The organism is Burkholderia sp. MSMB1589WGS, from assembly GCF_001636105.1.
Classification (GTDB): domain Bacteria; phylum Pseudomonadota; class Gammaproteobacteria; order Burkholderiales; family Burkholderiaceae; genus Burkholderia; species Burkholderia humptydooensis.
In genome coordinates, this window is record NZ_LNJT01000007.1 from 2,057,492 (window position 1) to 2,074,732 (window position 17,241).

The window sequence follows — 17,241 nt, forward strand, 5'->3', positions numbered from 1 at the left end:
TCCTCTCCGAAAATGCGATTCCATTTTGTAGCAATGCTACGGGCCTGATCAATCGAAAGGGCCGTGCGACGACCGGCCTCTGTGAGCGCCCAGACCCCGCGCTTTGACGAGTCGACCAATCCCTCTCGCACTAGGTAGAGTCGTGCCCATCGTATCCGGTTGCGGAAACGCCCTTCCCCTGACGGCAGGATTTCATTTTGCACATCATCTGAAATATTGAGATCTCGCGCAATACGTTCCACAACTTCGTCAGGAGTGCCAGACCCACCAAGTATCCTGAGCGCATCTAACGCGGGCCCCATATAGCGAAACATTGCAGCAGTATCCTTCTTTTCTTTTTCCATCTTCATATATATTCCGAAATTGGAGGGCCTGTGCCTTCTCGCTGCATTTTAAAGGATATTAAATTTTCAGTGGGTATGCATTGGGAGTGAGCTATTAAAAAAGACCCATAAATTTCTCAATTTATGGGTCCATTTTTCTCAGGTTATGCGTCTATCTACAGACAGCCTCAAACATCAATATTCCCCGCCCTCAGCGCATTATTCTCGATAAACGCCCTGCGCGGCTCGACCTCATCCCCCATCAACGTGGTAAAGATCCCGTCTGCCGCAATCGCATCCTCGATCTGCACGCGCAGCAACCGCCGCACCGCCGGGTCCATCGTCGTTTCCCATAGCTGCTCGGGGTTCATCTCGCCCAACCCCTTATACCGCTGCTTCGACATGTTCCGCTCGGCGTCGGCCATCAGCCACTTCATCGCTTCCTTGAAGTCCGACACGTTCGAGCCCCGCTCCCCGCGCTTGATCGCCGCCCCTGCGCCGATCAAGCCCTTGAACGTATTCGCGGTGTTCACGAGCTGCTGATAATCGGCCGTGTGCTGGAACTCCTCGTCGATCACCGACACGCGCACGTTGCCGTGATGCGTGCGCTCGACGCGCAGCGAGCGCTGCTCGCGCACCGCATCGTAAGCCGGCACGACGCGCACCTCGGTCTTCGAGTCGTCGGACAGCATGGCGGCGAGCGCCTTCGCCGACGCCTCCGTCGACGCCTCGCTCGACAGATCGATCGCCACGCCGTCCATGACCGCCTCGAGCGCGGCCGGGTCGTACAGGCGGCTCAGCCGCTCCACCACGCCCTGCGCCAGCAGATACGAACGCGCGAGCTCGCCGAGCGCGTCGCCCGAGATCGGCGTGCCGTTCTCGGTCGGCACGAGCTCCGAGCCCTGCAGCGCGAGGCGCAGCATGTGCGCGTTCAGCTCGGCGTCGTCCTTCAGGTAGCGCTCGTCGCGGCCCGCCTTCACCTTGTAGAGCGGCGGCTGCGCGATGTACACGTAGCCGCGCTCGATCATCTCCGGCATCTGCCGGTAGAAGAACGTCAGCAGCAGCGTGCGGATGTGCGCGCCGTCGACGTCCGCGTCGGTCATGATGATGATGCGGTGATAGCGCAGCTTCTCGAGGTTGTAGTCGTCCTTGCCGATCCCGCAGCCAAGCGCGGTCACAAGCGTGACGATCTGCTCGGACGACAGCAGCTTGTCATAGCGCGCCTTCTCGACGTTCAGCACCTTGCCGCGCAGCGGCAGGATCGCCTGGAACTTGCGGTCGCGCCCCTGCTTCGCCGAGCCGCCCGCCGAGTCGCCCTCGACGATGTAGATTTCCGACTTCGCCGGATCCTTCTCCTGGCAGTCCGCGAGCTTGCCCGGCAGGCCCACGCCGTCGAGCACGCCCTTGCGGCGCGTCATCTCGCGCGCCTTGCGCGCGGCATCCCGCGCGCGCGCCGCTTCGACGATCTTGCTGCAGATGATCTTCGCGTCGTTCGGCGTCTCGAGCAGGAACTCCTCGAGCGCCTTCGCGACCACTTCCTCCACCGGCGCGCGCACTTCGGACGAAACCAGCTTGTCCTTCGTCTGCGAACTGAACTTCGGCTCCGGCACCTTCACCGACAGCACGCACGACAGCCCCTCGCGCATGTCGTCGCCGCTCGTCTCGACCTTCGCCTTCTTCGCGATTTCGTTGTCGGCGATGTACTTGTTGATGACGCGCGTCATCGCCGCGCGCAGGCCGGTCAAGTGCGTGCCGCCGTCGCGCTGCGGGATGTTGTTCGTGAAGCACAGCACGCTCTCGTTGTAGCTGTCGTTCCACTGCATCGCCACTTCCACGCCGACGCCGTCCTTCTCGCCGTTGACGTGGAAGATCGTCGGGTGCAGCACGCTCTTCGTTTTGTTGATGTACTCGACGAAGCCCTTTACGCCGCCCGCGAACGCGAAATCGTCTTCCTTGCCGGAGCGCAGGTCGGTCAGGCGAATGCGCACGCCGTTGTTCAGGAACGACAGCTCGCGGATGCGCTTCGCGAGGATGTCGTAATGGTATTCAACGGTGCCGAAGATCGTCGGATCGGCCATGAAGTGCACTTCGGTGCCGCGGTTCTCGGTGTCGCCGATCACCTGCATCGGCGACACCTGCTCGCCGTCGAGCTCTTCGAGCATGCGGTTCTGCGCGATGCCGCGATGGAATTCCATGAAGTGCTTCTTGCCGTCGCGGCGCACGGTGAGGCGCAGCCAGCTCGACAGCGCGTTCACGCACGACACGCCGACGCCGTGCAGGCCGCCCGACACCTTGTAGCTGTTCTGGTCGAACTTGCCGCCCGCGTGCAGCTCGGTCATCACGATTTCGGCGGCCGAGCGCTTCGGCTCGTGCTTGTCGTTGAGCTTGACGTCGGTCGGGATGCCGCGGCCGTTGTCCGTCACGGAGATCGAATTGTCCGCGTGAATGGTCACGCGGATGTCGTTGCAGTAACCGGCGAGCGCCTCGTCGATCGAGTTGTCGAGCACCTCGAACACGAGGTGATGCAGACCGGTGCCGTCCGACGTGTCGCCGATGTACATCCCGGGTCGCTTGCGCACCGCTTCCAGGCCTTCGAGGATCTGGATCGACGACGCGCCGTAGCTATTTTCGGGCTGCGAATTGTGCTGTTCAGTCATGGGTGTCTTCCGGTTCTGCTGGGCTACTCGAGTGGCGGCGCGGTGCTTCTGCCGAAAAACCCGGGCCGCCTCGGGTTTTTCGCCCCTTTCGGGGGCCGGCGTCGCGCGCCGGCGCTCGAGCGTGCGAATCGCCATAAAAACGCCAAAGGGGCGTCGCGCCCCTTGGTGTGTCCGGCGAGTCGTGCGCGTCAGATGCGCATCGGCATCACCACGTACTTGAATTCATCGTTCTCGGGCACGGTGATGAGGGCGCTCGAACTCGCGTCGCCGAGGCTCACCTGGACGGTGTCGACCTTCAGGTTCGCGAGCACGTCGAGCAGATACGTGACGTTGAAGCCGATGTCGACGGTGTCGCCCTGGTAGGCGATTTCCAGTTCTTCCTGCGCCTCTTCCTGGTCGGCGTTCGTCGACATGATCTTCAACTGGCCGGGCGCGATGATGCAGCGCACGCCCTTGAACTTGTCGGACGTGAGGATCGCCGCGCGCTGCAGCGAGCGCTGCAGCTCTTCGCGGCCGATCTCGAACGTGTTCTTGTGCGCTTTCGGGATCACGCGCTGGAAGTCGGGGAACTTGCCCTCGACGAGCTTCGACACCAGCTCGACCTGGCCGAACGTGAACTTCGCCTGCGTTTGCGCGATGTCGATCTTGACCGTGTCGTCGATGTCCTCGAGCAGGCGCTGCAGCTCGAGAATCGTCTTGCGCGGCACGATCACTTCCTGGCGGCCGAACGCGCCTTCGATCTTCATCGACGAGAACGCGAGGCGGTGGCCGTCGGTCGCCACCGCCATCAGGCGGTCGCCGTCCACGACGAGCAGCATCCCGTTCAGGTAGTAGCGGATGTCCTGCTGCGCCATCGCGAAGTACACCATGCCGAGCAACTGGCGGAACGCCTTCTGCGGAACGGCGAGGCTCGCGCCGAAATCCTTCGATTGCGCGACGGTCGGGAACTCGTCGGCCGCGAGCGTCTGCAGTGCGAAACGGCTCTTGCCGGACTGGACCGTCAGGCGCTTGTCGGCGAGCGACAGCGTGACCTGGCCGTCCGGCATCGCGCGCAGGATGTCGAGCAGCTTGCGGGCCGCGACGGTCGTCGCGACCTGGTCGCCGCCGACGCCGAAATCGGCGCGCGTCGTGATCTGGAGCTCGAGGTCGGTCGACAGGAACGACACGTCCGGGCCGTTCTTCGTGATCAACAGATTGGCGAGGATCGGCAACGTGTGGCGGCGTTCGACGATACCGCTCACGGTTTGCAGCGGCCTAAGGAGGGTGTCTCGTTCGGTCTTGACCAGTTGCATAGAGTTCCTTCGTTCAATTAACGGCCTGCAAGCCTCGCAGCGCCTGGCCGGGCGGGCCGTCGGCCCGCCGCCGGCCGGGCGGTCAAACCAGTATTGTGCCTCAAAACCGAACCGCCCCTTTTAAATTGGGGCGGCTCCGCGATTCTCAAGCGCTCGCACGCATCAACCCTTGAGCGTCTGCTCGAGCACGTGCAGCTCGTGGTTGAGCTGCGCGTCCTTGCCGCGTTCGTCGGCGATCTTGCGCACCGCGTGCAGCACGGTCGTGTGATCGCGCCCGCCGAACAGCTCGCCGATTTCGGGCAGGCTCTTCTGCGTGAGCTCCTTCGCGAGATACATCGCGATCTGCCGCGGCCGCGCGATGTTCGCGGGGCGCTTCTTCGAATACATGTCGGCGACCTTGATGTTGTAGAAATCGGCGACCGTCTTCTGAATGTTCTCGACCGAGATCTGCCGGTTCTGCACGGTGAGCAGATCCTTCAACGCCTCCTTTGTCAGCTCGATCGTGATCTCGCGGCCGTGGAATTTCGAGTACGCGAGGATCTTGCGCAGCGCGCCTTCGAGCTCGCGCACGTTCGAGCGCAGATGCTTCGCGACGAAGAACGCGACATCTTCCGACAGGCTCACGCCTTCCGATTGCGCCTTGCGCATCAGGATCGCGACGCGCATTTCGAGCTCGGGCGGTTCGATCGCGACGGTCAGGCCCGAATCGAAGCGCGAGATCAGGCGATCGTCGATGCCGGAGATCTCCTTCGGATAGGTATCGCTCGTGATGATTACCTGCGCCTTGTTCGCGACGAGCGCTTCGAACGCGTAGAAGAATTCCTCCTGCGTGCGCGACTTGCCGGAGAAGAACTGGATGTCGTCGATGAGGAGCAGGTCGAGCGAATGATAGTAGCGCTTGAAATCGTCGAACGCCTTGCGCTGGTACGCCTTCACGACATCGGACACGTACTGCTCCGCGTGGATGTAGCGGATGCGCGCGCCCGGCTTGTCGAGCAGCAACTGGTTGCCGATCGCGTGGATCAGGTGGGTCTTGCCGAGGCCGACGCCGCCGTACAGGAACAGCGGGTTGTACGAGATGCCCGGATTGTCGGCCACCTGGATCGCCGCCGCGCGCGCGAGCTGGTTCGCCTTGCCGGTGACGAAGTTGTCGAACGTGAGCACGGGGTTGAGCTTCGAGCGCTCGTACATCGAGTCGGCGGCTTCGCTGTTCGCGCTCGCCGCGCCGGGGCGCCACGTGCGGCGGCCGGCCGCCGCTTCGTGCGCGGTGAGGCTCGGCAGATCGAGGTCGGCGGCTTCGTCGGCGTTCAGCGCGGCGGCGTTCGCCTTGGCCGCTTGCGCGGCGGCGACGGCGGCCGCGGTGGCGGCGTTCATGCCGGCGGGCGCGGGTGCGTTCGCGTCGACGGCGCCCGCCGGCACGGGGCCGGCCGTAACCGGAGCGGGATTCGCCGCCGACAGCGGGGCGCGGGGCGCGAGCGGCGCCGTGCCGGCGGCGCTGCGCTGGCCCGCCTTCGGATCGAGCACGAATTGCACGTCAATCGGCGCGTTCCAGAAATCCCGGGCCAGATCGGAGATCCGGCCCGAGAACTGGCTCTTGACCCAATCGAGCTTGAAGCGGTTCGGTGCGGCGATCGACAGCGTGTTCGCAGCGGCATCGAAGGCGACCGGGGCCAAGGGTTTGATCCACGTCACGTACTGTTGGGGCGTCAATTCACGCTCCAATAGCGCGGAACAGTGTTGCCAGAAATCGTTCATCGAAGAGCTGTCGTTGTTTCGTTTGCACGCGCGGCGCGCGGCCGCCCTTGTCGCGGATGCGCAACAAGGCCCGGTGCGGCCGTGCGGACGTGCCTCGGACGCTTGCGCGACAAGGGTTTGAGCGCAGGCGCGAGCCGAGGCGGCGTGCGGGATTCTTGGAGATAAGGCGAGATTCTACCGCCAAACGGAGTGCGCGCGGGAGTTATCCACAGGGGCGAATGGCCGGTGGGGCGCGATCGCCGCAGCGCGGCGGAGCCGGGGATCGACCCGGCCGATGCGGCCCAGGCATGCCTCTAACGTATTGACCGCCAAGAGAAAAACGGTTTAAATAGCGGGTTCCGCGAAAACCAATCCTGTTATTTTCGGCGATTGCGTTCGCCCGGTTGCCTCGAAAGAGAGGGCACGCGGTCCCTGATTCCCGATATTCTCGAACAAGTGAGAGCAACATGAAACGTACCTACCAACCTTCCGTGACGCGCCGCAAGCGCACCCATGGCTTCCGCGTGCGCATGAAGACGGCCGGCGGCCGCAAGGTCATCAACGCCCGCCGCGCGAAGGGCCGCAAGCGTCTCGCCATCTAAGGGCGGGTTGCGCGCCGTGTCCGCCGTCCGCAGCGATGCGGGCGAGGCAGCCGCTGTCCCGGGTTCGATTCCGTTGCAAGCGTCCGCCGCCTTCCCCAAAGCTGCGCGACTTCTGAAAACGGATGAATTTTCATCCGTTTTTCGTTTGCGCCCGTGGCGGCGCAGCGCGCACTTCGTGATCTACGGCAAGCCGACGGGGCACGAAGCGCGTCTTGGGCTCGTCATCGGCAAGAAGTACGCTGCGCGTGCGGTGACGCGCAATCTGGTCAAGCGGCTCGCCCGCGAAGCGTTTCGCACGCGTCGCGCCGAGTTCGCCGGCTGGGACATTCTGCTGCGCCTGCATACGCGCTTCGACAAGAAGGCGATGCCGAGCGCCGCATCCGCGCCGCTCGCGGCGCTGTGCGCGGGCGAGATCCGCGAGCTGCTCGACCGGGCAGCCCGGGAGATTGCCCGGCGCAACGGGGCGAAGCCCGCGTCCGAGTGACGCGCCGACGCCCGTCGCGGACGGCCTCCGATCCGTCCGCCCGATTGGCTCGAACGCGGCGCAACGGCGCCGCCACTGCTATGCAAACGGTTCTGATCGCGTTGCTGCGCTTCTACAAGCTTGCCGTGAGCCCGCTGCTCGGCAGCCGATGCCGTTTTTATCCCTCCTGTTCGGATTACGCGCGCGAGGCAATCCAGTATCATGGCGCCGCGCGCGGCACTTACCTTGCCGCCAGGCGCCTGTGCCGATGCCATCCGTTCTCCGCGGGCGGCGTCGACCTCGTCCCGCCGCCCAACTCCGACGCACGTAACGCTCCTCACGAAGCTGAGGCGTCGTCCCATCGACTCTGAGACAACGCATGGATATCAAACGCACCGTCCTATGGGTGATCTTCTTCATGTCAGCGGTCATGCTGTTCGACAACTGGCAACGGTCCCACGGACGCCCGTCGATGTTCTTCCCGAACGTCACGCAGACGAACACCGCGTCGAACGCAACTAACGGTGCTGGCGCATCGGGCGCGAGCGCGGCGGCGGTGAACGCGCTGCCGGCGGCCGCGACGGGCGCGGCTCCCGCGACGACGGCGCCCGCGGCGCAGGCGCAGCTCGTGCGCTTCTCGACCGACGTCTACAACGGCGAGATCGACACGCGCGGCGGCACGCTCGCGAAGCTGACGCTGACGAAGGCGGGCGACGGCAAGCAGCCCGACCTGTCGGTGACGCTGTTCGACAACGCGGCGAACCACACGTACCTCGCGCGCACGGGCCTCCTCGGCGGCGACTTCCCGAACCACAACGACATCTACGCGCAGGTGGCCGGCCCGACGTCGCTCTCGGCCGGCCAGAACGCGCTGAAGCTGTCGTTCGAATCGCCGGTGAAGGGCGGCGTGAAGGTGGTGAAGACGTACACGTTCACGCGCGGCAGCTACGTGATCGGCGTCGACACGAAGATCGAGAACGTCGGCACCGCGCCCGTCACGCCGAGCGTGTACATGGAGCTCGTGCGCGACAACACGTCGGTCGAGACGCCGATGTTCTCGCACACGTTCCTCGGGCCGGCGGTGTACACGGATCAGAAGCACTTCCAGAAGATCACGTTCAGCGACATCGACAAGAACAAGGCCGATTACGTCCCGTCCGCCGACAACGGCTGGATCGCGATGGTTCAGCACTACTTCGCGTCCGCGTGGATACCGCAGGCGGGCGCGAAGCGCGACATCTACGTCGAGAAGATCGACCCGACGCTGTACCGCGTCGGCGTGAAGCAGCCGGTCGCGGCGATCGCGCCGGGCCAGTCGGCTGACGTGTCCGCGCGTCTGTTCGCCGGTCCGGAAGAAGAGCGGATGCTTGAAGGCATCGCGCCGGGGCTCGAGCTCGTGAAGGACTACGGCTGGGTGACGATCATCGCGAAGCCGCTGTTCTGGCTGCTCGAGAAGATCCACGGCTTCGTCGGCAACTGGGGCTGGGCGATCGTGCTGCTCACGCTGCTGATCAAGGCGGTGTTCTTCCCGCTGTCGGCGGCGAGCTACAAGTCGATGGCGCGGATGAAGGAAATCACGCCGCGGATGCAGGCGCTGCGCGAGCGCTTCAAGAGCGATCCGCAGAAGATGAACGCGGCGCTGATGGAGCTGTACAAGACCGAGAAGGTCAATCCGTTCGGCGGCTGCCTGCCGGTCGTGATCCAGATCCCGGTGTTCATCTCGCTGTACTGGGTGCTGCTCGCATCGGTGGAAATGCGTGGCGCGCCGTGGATTCTGTGGATTCACGACCTGTCGCAGCGCGACCCGTACTTCATCCTGCCGGTGCTGATGGCCGTGTCGATGTTCGTGCAGACGAAGCTGAACCCGACCCCGCCGGACCCGGTCCAGGCGAAGATGATGATGTTCATGCCGATCGCGTTCTCGGTGATGTTCTTCTTCTTCCCGGCCGGCCTCGTGCTGTACTACGTGGTGAACAACGTGCTGTCGATCGCGCAGCAGTACTACATCACGCGCACGCTCGGCGGCGCCGCGGCGAAGAAAAAAGCGAGCTGACGCCCGACCGGACGAACAAAGGGGCGATGCAGTTCGCCCCTTTTTCCAGCCGCTCCGGATAGCCGGACATCGTTTCGATCGAAGATACGAAAAAGCCGTCTGGTTCGTCAGGCGGCTTTTTCGTTCAGGCGGCGGCGTGGTCAGCGCTTCGACGTATCGCCGTAGAACTGCTCGATGAGTTCCTGCACCAGATAGCGATGATGCGGCGAGAGCGCCTCGATCTTCGATGCGAGCTCGATCGTCTCGGGCGTGGGCGGATACTTTTCGTCGCGCGGCAACGGCTGCGGCGTGGTGCGCGCCGCGCTCGGCGGCGGGCCATAGTGCAGCCAATGCAGGTCCACCCGAAGCCACTCGGCAAGCGTGCGAAGCTTGTCCGGCGTCGGAATCGTGCGGCCCGTCAGCCATTTGTGCGCGGTTTGCGGAGAAACCGGATGCTCGCCGTGATGACGCAAATTGAAATGCAAAGCGAGTTCCGTCGCGCCGGTCACTTTTTCTGGGCTGCGCAACAAGGCGAATTTGAGACGTTCGGTGAACGCCACTTTTTCTTCGAGTGTCGGCATGGCCAGATTGTGCAGTTCGACCGCTGCCAGGAAGACAACCAATCAGGTTATGTTTAGCCCAACTGAGTGATTGTTTAACTGGTGGATGCCAGAGGTTGCGATCGGCTGCGGGTGCGCTCATGCTTGCTGATCGGTGGTCGAGGTCGTTTCGCCGTCAGGACGCTTCGAATTCGTCACATCAATTGGTTAGCGCAACTAAGATAAACAAAAAATTGCGGAAAATGGCAGGGTGGAACGTTGTCCGCGCAATACTATTGCGCGGCCGGGCTACAATTCGGCATTCAAGGATATCTGCGGTTCTTTGGATTTCTATTTCATTTATTTCAGAATTTTTGCCATGCTCGCCACTGATTCCGATTCGATCGTCGCCATTGCCACCGCGTCCGGCCGAGGCGGAATCGGCGTCGTGCGCATCTCGTTCGGGCGAGCCGGAGAAGCGGCGGCGCTTGCGCTGAGCGAGGCGCTGTGCGGCGCACGGCTCGCGCCGAGGCATGCGAGCTACGTACCGTTTCTCGACGGCGCGGGCGAGCCGCTCGACCGGGGCATCGCGCTCTATTTTCCCGCGCCGCATTCGTATACGGGCGAGCACGTGCTCGAACTGCAAGGCCACGGCGGGCCGATCGTGCTGCAGCTCGTGCTGCAGCGCTGCCTCGACGCGGGGCGCGCGTATGGCCTGCGGCTGGCAGAGCCGGGCGAATTCACGCGCCGCGCGTTCCTGAACGACAAGCTCGATCTTGCGCAGGCGGAGGCCGTCGCCGATCTGATCGAGGCGAGCACCGAGGCGGCCGCGCGCTCGGCGGGCCGCTCGCTCGACGGCGTGTTTTCGCGTGACGTCCATGTGCTCGTCGACGACGTGATCGCGCTGCGGATGCTCGTCGAGGCGACGCTCGACTTTCCGGAAGAGGAGATCGATTTTCTCGAGGCGGCCGATGCGCGCGGCAAGCTTGCGCACATCCGCGAGCGGCTCGCGCACGTGCTCGGCGACGCGCGGCAGGGGGCGCTGTTGCGCGAGGGGCTGTCGGTCGTGCTCGCCGGGCAGCCGAACGTCGGCAAGTCGTCGCTATTGAACGCGCTTGCGGGCGCGGAGCTCGCGATCGTCACGCCGATCGCCGGCACGACGCGCGACAAAGTCGCCCAGACGATCCAGGTCGAAGGCATTCCGCTGCACATCGTCGATACGGCCGGCTTGCGCGAGACGGAGGACGAGGTCGAGAAGATCGGCATCGCGCGCACGTGGGGCGAGATCGAGCGGGCCGACGTCGTGCTGCATTTGCTTGATGCGCGGAGCGGGCGCGGCCCGGACGACGAGGTGATCGCCGCGCGTTTTCCGGCCGGCGTGCCGGTCGTGCGCGTGCTGAACAAGACGGATCTGACGGATGCGCCGGCATCGGTTGCGCGAGTGGGCGGTGGCGCGGCGTGCGCGGATGTGTGCGAAGTGCGGCTGTCGGCGAAGCGCGGCGACGGGATCGATCTGCTGCGCGGCGAGCTGCTGCGGATCGCAGGGTGGCAGGCGGGCGCGGAGAGCGTGTATCTCGCGCGCGAGCGGCATCTGATTGCGCTGCGCGCGGCGCAGGCGCATCTCGCGCGGGCGGCCGGGCATGCGGATCAGAATGCTCAGGCGCTGGATCTTTTCGCCGAGGAACTGCGGCTCGCGCAGGAGCAGCTCAATTCGATCACCGGGGAGTTCACGTCTGATGATTTGTTGGGGGTGATTTTTAGTCGGTTTTGTATTGGTAAATAATCAGTTGCCTATCGTTGCCAAAGTTTCACACGCAATAAGCCGGAAAGCCCCATTATATAAAGGTTTATCCCCAATATTCCCACAAGTTTACCAATCGACAGCCAGATGTTTTTGGCATACAGATGGCATACGAAGCGCGTCGTCGCGAAATTGTGTATGCCAATAGGGGAAGACCATGCCAAAAGTTGTTCAACCGCTGACCGATACCCGCGTCAAGGCATTACAACCAAAGGCCACCCGCTATCCTGTCTCTGACGGAGGCGGCCTGATTTTGGAGGTGATGCCGTCAGGGTCAAAATTCTGGCGCTGCCGCTACTCACTCCATGGCAAGCGCCAGCCGCCCGTCACGATTGGCGAATATCCTGCAGTCAGCTTGGCGACTGCTCGCGAGCGCGCCCGCCGATATAAGGAGACCGTGGCCGGTGGCGTTTCCCCTGTAGCCGCTCGATACCGTCCGCGAGTTCGCTGCGTACTGGCTAGAACAACAAATGGCGGACAAGTCGGCCGAGTATCAGCGGACGACGAAACGCGCACTTGGGAAGGACGTGTATCCGGCGATCGGTAGCAAGCCGGTTTCCGAGGTGACGCCCGGCGACGTGCTGGCGATCTGCGACCGGATCAAGAAGCGTGGAGCGCCGAAGATGCCGGCCGCCGCGGGCCAGTACACGATCGAAGCCGACGCGGCCAACGGAACGACGCGGCAGCAGCCGGTGAACATTATCGCGGGCTCGGTCTCGAACCTCAATTTCGGGTTCCGAACGTTCGGCAATACGAACGGAAGGGGCCGCGCCCCTTCCGCCTCTATCACTAACGGGGAAACAACATGAAGAAAATCATCATCGCATTGGCGGTTTCCGCAGGTGTCCTGAGCGGCTGCGCCGTCTATGTTCCGGATCAGCCTGGCGTCATCATGGCGCCCCAGGGAGGCCCGGGCAACGGCTTCTGCCCGCCGGGGCAGGCGAAGAAAGGAAACTGCTGATTTCCGCGATTTTTGCGGACCCAAGGCGCCTTCGAGCACTTTTTTTGTGCCGGAAACGCGGGGCATCGATGGTCGGCAACGGTGCGCGTCGCATTGGCGCGCGCCGGCTCGCCGCGCGATGTGCGATGCCGGAAAAGCAAACGCCGGCCCCGGCTTGTCGCCGAATTCGGCGCGGCGAACGATTCATCCGGGCGAAGCGCATGGGCTTACGCGGCGCGCGCTTGCCATCGCCGCCCGCCGTGCGCTTGCGCGGCGGACGTCTCCTCCTCGTACGCGGCAAATCCGCGCGGCCGGTGCGCGGACGACTCGACGTCGTCAGTGCCCTCGCCGCAGGAGCCGCCACGGGTGGCGCCAGTCGACATGCGGCGTGTGCTCGTCGCGCGGATGCTGCAGGCGGTGCTCCTGCCAGAGTTCGTCGGAGTACAGCACCGCGACGATGAGAAGCGGCAGCACGAGAAAAACGCCCAGTATCACTTGCTCGATCACGATAGCCTCCATCGCGGGGCGGGAACCCTCGATTCATTTTAGGCTCTCTATCAAAGCCCACAGTCATTTTCCGCCGACGCATCCTTCGACGCACTCCGCGCTTGCACGGGTGTCCATACCGCCCCATGCCGCCCCCGAATGACTCAAGGACATCATCATGCAAATCCAGAACGAACAACACACGCTCGCGCTGAGGCCGCTCGAGCGCCAGGACCTGCGTTTCGTCCACGAACTGAACAACGACGCGAAGATCATGCGTTACTGGTTCGAAGAGCCGTATGAAACGTTCACCGAGCTGTCGCAACTGTATGACCAGCACGTGCACGACCAGCGCGAGCGCCGTTTCGTCGCGTTCGATTCCGATGGCGAGCTCGTCGGTCTCGTCGAGCTGATCGAGCTCGACTACATTCACCGCCGCGGCGAGTTCCAGATCATCATCGCGCCGAACCGGCAAGGCCGCGGCCACGCGACGCGCGCAACCCGGCTCGCGGTCGAATATGCGTTCAAGGTGTTGAACCTGCGCAAGCTGTATTTGATCGTCGACAAATCGAACGCCGCCGCGATCCGGGTTTACGAGAAATGCGGTTTCAAGCACGAGGCCGAGCTGATCGAAGAGTTTTTCGGCAACGGCCAGTATCACAATGCATTGAGAATGTGCATTTTCCAGCGTGATTATTTCGCCGCCCAGCAAGGCGCGGAATTGCACGGGCACGAATAAGGCCGGCCGGCATGCATGCCGGTGCGCCGCGCCAGCCGGGCGCGGCCCGTATCGCGACAGGACGGATGCCGGGTGCGAATGCGCCTGGCATTTTTTTTGTATTTTGCAGAACAAAGGATTTTGATGCGGCGGCGCGAGATTTTTCGATGACTTTATGTGCGGCGCATCACATCGATAACCGGCTGCTTTTGGATTATCCGTCTCGTTCATCGTGAAAAAACGCGCGCAACCGAAAGGCTTGCAGGACAAGACCTTTGGGCATCCGGAAAATCGGGATGACGCATGTATGGCGCGGCGGCGGGCGCCGCGAGCGGGGTTGCGCAACGGGTGCGGCAATTCGTCGCTATTGCGGTCGCACAACGAATGTGCTTGCGATCACCCTTGCTTCTTCTAACATGAAAAAATGTGAGTCGACGCAAGCCTTTAAATACATAGCTAACCCGAGCTCATGACCCGAGCGAATGGGAGACACGACATGATGAAGCGTACCGGTCTTTTTCTGGCACTGACGAGCGGCATCGTTGCGGTTTCGGTGGCGCAGGCGGACAGCGGCGCATCGCTCAAGCCGCAGCAGGAGATCCAACTGACGAAAAACGCGTGGGGGTGTCTGTCGAAAGACAATCTGGACTCCGTACTGAGCCACGAGCGTGACGGCAAGTCGCAAGCGAAGCAGCAATACTTCGACGACTACCGGTGCCTGTCGGTGCCCGAGGGCCAGCGCTTCCGGGTCGTCAGCGTCGACAAGGGCGACGTGCAGTTCGTGAGCGCCGAGAACAGCGACCAGCAAGGTCTCTGGGCCGACGCGCGCTTCATCAAGCAGTAACGCGATCGCGTTTGCGTCCGCGGTCCGAGCCGACGCGCGGGCGCGACGGAATCGAGCGGCCCGGCGTCAGTCGGGCCGTCTTGCGTTTACGGCCGTTGCTCGCCGCCGTTGCCGACGGCAACTCCGAGCGACGTCGCGCTTGCATCGCGCATTCGGTATCATCACGCCCCGAACCGAATCAACGGCCCCCGCGGGCCCCGATGCCGAATGGCGATCAAATCGACGATCTACAAGGCGGAGCTGCAAATCGCCGACATGGACCGGCACTATTATGCCGATCACTCGCTCACCGTCGCCCGTCACCCGTCCGAAACGGACGAGCGGATGATGGTGCGCATTGCCGCGTTCGCGCTGTTTGCGCACGAGCGGCTCGAGTTCTGCAAGGGACTGTCGGATACCGACGAGCCCGATCTCTGGCAAAAGGACCTGACGGGGGCGATCGAAGCGTGGATCGACGTCGGGCAGCCCGACGAGCGCCGCATCGCGAAGGCGAGCGGCCGCGCCGAGCGCGTGAACGTGATCGCGTACGGCGGACGCACGTCCGACATCTGGTGGCAGGGCGTGCGCGGCAAGGTCGAGCGGTTGCGCAACGTGCAGGTGATGTCGCTCGCCGACGGCGTTGCGGCGGCGCTGGGCGGCATCGCCGAGCGCACGATGCGCCTGCAGTGCACGATCCAGGACGGCGCCGCATGGCTGTCGAGCGCGACGCACGATCCGGTCGCGATCGAATGGACGGTGTTGAAGGCGCGCGAGGACGCCTGAGCGGGCGCGAAGCGATGGGTCGTGCTCGGCGGCCGGATCGCGGGTCGTTCGCCGGGGAGTCTAATCTTTGCGGCTTGCGGCGCGGGTGCCCGGGCAATCCCGTTTCGCCGGCTCACGCGTTCGCCCTCAGGGCGCGACGGCCTCCGGCGGGCCCTTCAGTTCGACCATGTTGCCTTCCGGATCGAACAGATAGATCGACGGCCCGTAGCCGTCCGCGCCATAGCGCCGCGCCTCGTCGCCCGGCCTCGCGCCATGTGCGGTGAGGTGCGCGTGCAGCGCGGCCGCATCGAACGGCTCGACGCGCAGGCACAGATGATCCATGTTCCGACCCTTCCCGGGCGCCCCGCTGTCCGCCCGGTCGATTGACGAGCCGACCGCGAGCAGGTCGATCAGCGAGCGCCCGGCGCGCAATTGAACGAGTCCCAATTCCCGCTGCTCCTTTTCGACATGGCAGCCGAGCACGTCGCAATAGAAGCGGGTCATCGCCGCCAGGTCGGCGGCGCGCAGCACCACGTGATCGATCTCGTGGATGTGGAATTTCATCGGGAACGTCTCCTTCGAGAGGAAAGTCCCACCGAGTGTAGACGGTCCGTGCGGCACATGGACGGACGCAAAATCGATGGACGAAAAAAAGCCCGCTCACATTCGAACGGGCTTAATCCATATCAGGAGGAGACATGGAGGAGACAGTTCCAACTATACACATCCGGATGGTGCGACGCAATATTCTTTGTGTAAAAAAACGTCAGGACGGCAATCTGTCGCATTCGCACTGCAACAAAATGGGGCCGAGGCGGCGCTCGTGCCTCGATTGCGGCAACGAATCCGACGATTGTGTCGTTCGCGTGACGGCGGCTCGAATGAGAGCGCAAGAAACAGCGCGTACGCGAGCCGGGCGACGCCTACAGTGACAGGCATCCGTTCCGCCTTTGCGAGGTCATCATGAAGCAGCCAGCCTACTCGACCGACGATGCGCGCTGGGCCGCGCTCGTCTCGCGCGACGCCGATGCCGACGGCGCGTTCTGTTACGCGGTCAGGACGACCGGCGTGTTCTGCCGGCCGTCGTGCGCGTCGCGGCTGCCGAGGCGCGAGAACGTGTCGTTCTTCGCCGACACGGGCGCCGCGCGCGCGGCAGGCTATCGTCCGTGCAAGCGCTGTCAGCCCGAGGGATTGCCGCGCGAGCTCGAAATCGTCCATCGCGCGTGCGCGGTGCTCGACGCGCATCGTCAGGACCGCTTCACGCTCGCGCAACTGAGCGACGCCGTTCACGTGAGCCCGTTTCATCTTCAACGGCTGTTCAAGCGCGTCGTCGGCGTGTCGCCGCGCCAATACCAGGCCGCGCAGCGCGGCGCCGCATTGCGCGACGCGTTGCAAAGCGGCGCCGCCGTCACGCGCGCGGCCGTAGACGCGGGCTTCAATTCACCGTCGCGGCTCTACGAATCGGTGCCGCGCGAGCTCGGCATGTCGCCGTCCGCGTTTCGCCGCAAGGGCGCCGGCCTGAAGATCGATTACGCGACGGCCGATACGCGGCTCGGCGTCGTGCTCGTCGCGGCGACGAGCAAGGGCATCTGCAAGATTGCGTTCGGCGACGCCGCGACGCCGCTCGTCGACGAGCTCCGAACGGCGTTCGCGAACGCGCAGATCGCCGAGTCTGTAGAGCGGATCGCGCCGTTCATCGCGCAGGTCGATGCGTATCTGAACGGCACGCGCCGGCGCTTCGAACTGCCGCTCGATCTCGCCGCGACCGAATTCCAGCAGCGTGTGTGGGATGCGTTGCGTCGGATTCCTTACGGCGAGACGCGCAGCTACACGCAGATCGCCGAGGCGCTCGGCGCGCCGCGCGCGGTGCGGGCGGTCGCGAGCGCGTGCGCGTCGAATCCGGTTGCGCTCGCGATTCCGTGCCACCGCGTCGTGCAGAAGGGCGGTTCGCTCGCCGGCTACCGGTGGGGCTTGCCGCGCAAGGCGGCGCTCCTCGATGCCGAAGCGCAGCGCGCGGCGGGCGAATCCGTCGGGCTCGTCGTGGACGACGCAGCTTGAGCGCCGCCGTC

General features: G+C 64.1%; 17 protein-coding genes and 2 pseudogenes. 13 read left to right on the top strand and 6 right to left on the bottom strand.

Going from position 1 to position 17,241, the window contains the following annotated elements:
* Positions 1-511: 511 nt before the first annotated feature.
* The 3 genes from gyrB to dnaA all read right to left on the bottom strand — a co-directional run bounded on the left by gyrB (position 512) and on the right by dnaA (position 6,027).
* Entirely contained in the window at positions 512-2,980 is a 2,469-nt protein-coding gene (gene gyrB / locus WT16_RS17400) for a DNA topoisomerase (ATP-hydrolyzing) subunit B (RefSeq protein ID WP_063533775.1), read from the bottom strand.
* Positions 2,981-3,168: 188 nt separating this feature from the next.
* Positions 3,169-4,272 carry a DNA polymerase III subunit beta gene (gene dnaN / locus WT16_RS17405; RefSeq protein WP_006024054.1) on the bottom strand — a complete coding sequence of 368 codons (1,104 nt, stop codon included), beginning with the start codon at positions 4,270-4,272 and terminating at the stop codon, positions 3,169-3,171.
* A gap of 162 nt (positions 4,273-4,434) precedes the next feature.
* Positions 4,435-6,027: a chromosomal replication initiator protein DnaA gene (gene dnaA, locus WT16_RS17410; protein ID WP_043281898.1), complete on the bottom strand. Its 1,593-nt coding sequence runs from the start codon at positions 6,025-6,027 to the stop codon at positions 4,435-4,437.
* 446 nt (positions 6,028-6,473) lie between these two features.
* Between dnaA and rpmH the strand changes: the two genes are divergently transcribed.
* The 4 genes from rpmH to yidC all read left to right on the top strand — a co-directional run bounded on the left by rpmH (position 6,474) and on the right by yidC (position 9,124).
* Positions 6,474-6,608 carry a 50S ribosomal protein L34 gene (gene rpmH, locus WT16_RS17415; protein ID WP_004198824.1) on the top strand — a complete coding sequence of 45 codons (135 nt, stop codon included), beginning with the start codon at positions 6,474-6,476 and terminating at the stop codon, positions 6,606-6,608.
* Between the two features lie 16 nt (positions 6,609-6,624).
* Complete coding sequence (gene rnpA, locus WT16_RS17420; protein WP_041861793.1) at positions 6,625-7,092, top strand: ribonuclease P protein component; 468 nt, start codon at positions 6,625-6,627, stop codon at positions 7,090-7,092.
* A gap of 80 nt (positions 7,093-7,172) precedes the next feature.
* A complete protein-coding gene (yidD, locus tag WT16_RS17425) occupies positions 7,173-7,442 on the top strand; it encodes a membrane protein insertion efficiency factor YidD (RefSeq protein WP_004198815.1) in 270 nt (89 codons plus the stop codon).
* An 8-nt stretch (positions 7,443-7,450) separates the two neighbouring features.
* A complete protein-coding gene (yidC, locus tag WT16_RS17430; protein ID WP_059933044.1) occupies positions 7,451-9,124 on the top strand; it encodes a membrane protein insertase YidC in 1,674 nt (557 codons plus the stop codon).
* A 140-nt stretch (positions 9,125-9,264) separates the two neighbouring features.
* Here yidC and WT16_RS17435 read toward each other — a convergent pair whose 3' ends face one another.
* Positions 9,265-9,684 (bottom strand): helix-turn-helix transcriptional regulator, encoded by a 420-nt coding sequence (locus tag WT16_RS17435; protein WP_009910915.1) that lies wholly within the window; start codon positions 9,682-9,684, stop codon positions 9,265-9,267.
* A 337-nt stretch (positions 9,685-10,021) separates the two neighbouring features.
* Between WT16_RS17435 and mnmE the strand changes: the two genes are divergently transcribed.
* The 4 genes and pseudogenes from mnmE (at position 10,022) to WT16_RS17450 (ending at position 12,404) form a co-directional block, all read left to right on the top strand.
* Positions 10,022-11,425 carry a tRNA uridine-5-carboxymethylaminomethyl(34) synthesis GTPase MnmE gene (gene mnmE, locus WT16_RS17440; protein ID WP_063533880.1) on the top strand — a complete coding sequence of 468 codons (1,404 nt, stop codon included), beginning with the start codon at positions 10,022-10,024 and terminating at the stop codon, positions 11,423-11,425.
* A 175-nt stretch (positions 11,426-11,600) separates the two neighbouring features.
* Positions 11,601-12,069, top strand: a pseudogene (locus WT16_RS35645) (integrase arm-type DNA-binding domain-containing protein); the annotation flags it as partial.
* A pseudogene (locus tag WT16_RS35005) lies at positions 12,070-12,180 on the top strand (integrase); the annotation flags it as partial.
* Between the two features lie 68 nt (positions 12,181-12,248).
* Complete coding sequence (locus tag WT16_RS17450; protein WP_009902052.1) at positions 12,249-12,404, top strand: lipoprotein; 156 nt, start codon at positions 12,249-12,251, stop codon at positions 12,402-12,404.
* 315 nt (positions 12,405-12,719) lie between these two features.
* Here WT16_RS17450 and WT16_RS34460 read toward each other — a convergent pair whose 3' ends face one another.
* Positions 12,720-12,890, bottom strand: a complete 171-nt coding sequence (locus tag WT16_RS34460) for a hypothetical protein (RefSeq protein WP_006024062.1) — start codon at positions 12,888-12,890, stop codon at positions 12,720-12,722.
* Positions 12,891-13,047: 157 nt separating this feature from the next.
* Between WT16_RS34460 and speG the strand changes: the two genes are divergently transcribed.
* The 4 genes from speG to WT16_RS17470 all read left to right on the top strand — a co-directional run bounded on the left by speG (position 13,048) and on the right by WT16_RS17470 (position 15,193).
* Complete coding sequence (speG, locus tag WT16_RS17460; RefSeq protein ID WP_006024063.1) at positions 13,048-13,608, top strand: spermidine N1-acetyltransferase; 561 nt, start codon at positions 13,048-13,050, stop codon at positions 13,606-13,608.
* A gap of 11 nt (positions 13,609-13,619) precedes the next feature.
* On the top strand, positions 13,620-13,823 hold the full coding sequence (locus WT16_RS31685) for a hypothetical protein (RefSeq protein ID WP_075644918.1): 204 nt from the start codon (positions 13,620-13,622) through the stop codon (positions 13,821-13,823).
* Between the two features lie 260 nt (positions 13,824-14,083).
* On the top strand, positions 14,084-14,431 hold the full coding sequence (locus WT16_RS17465) for a hypothetical protein (protein WP_063533776.1): 348 nt from the start codon (positions 14,084-14,086) through the stop codon (positions 14,429-14,431).
* 207 nt (positions 14,432-14,638) lie between these two features.
* On the top strand, positions 14,639-15,193 hold the full coding sequence (locus WT16_RS17470; protein WP_006024065.1) for a YaeQ family protein: 555 nt from the start codon (positions 14,639-14,641) through the stop codon (positions 15,191-15,193).
* A 126-nt stretch (positions 15,194-15,319) separates the two neighbouring features.
* Here WT16_RS17470 and WT16_RS17475 read toward each other — a convergent pair whose 3' ends face one another.
* Positions 15,320-15,736 carry a VOC family protein gene (locus WT16_RS17475; protein ID WP_063533777.1) on the bottom strand — a complete coding sequence of 139 codons (417 nt, stop codon included), beginning with the start codon at positions 15,734-15,736 and terminating at the stop codon, positions 15,320-15,322.
* 399 nt (positions 15,737-16,135) lie between these two features.
* Between WT16_RS17475 and ada the strand changes: the two genes are divergently transcribed.
* Entirely contained in the window at positions 16,136-17,230 is a 1,095-nt protein-coding gene (gene ada / locus WT16_RS17480) for a bifunctional DNA-binding transcriptional regulator/O6-methylguanine-DNA methyltransferase Ada (protein ID WP_063533778.1), read from the top strand.
* The last annotated feature ends 11 nt before the right edge of the window (positions 17,231-17,241 follow it).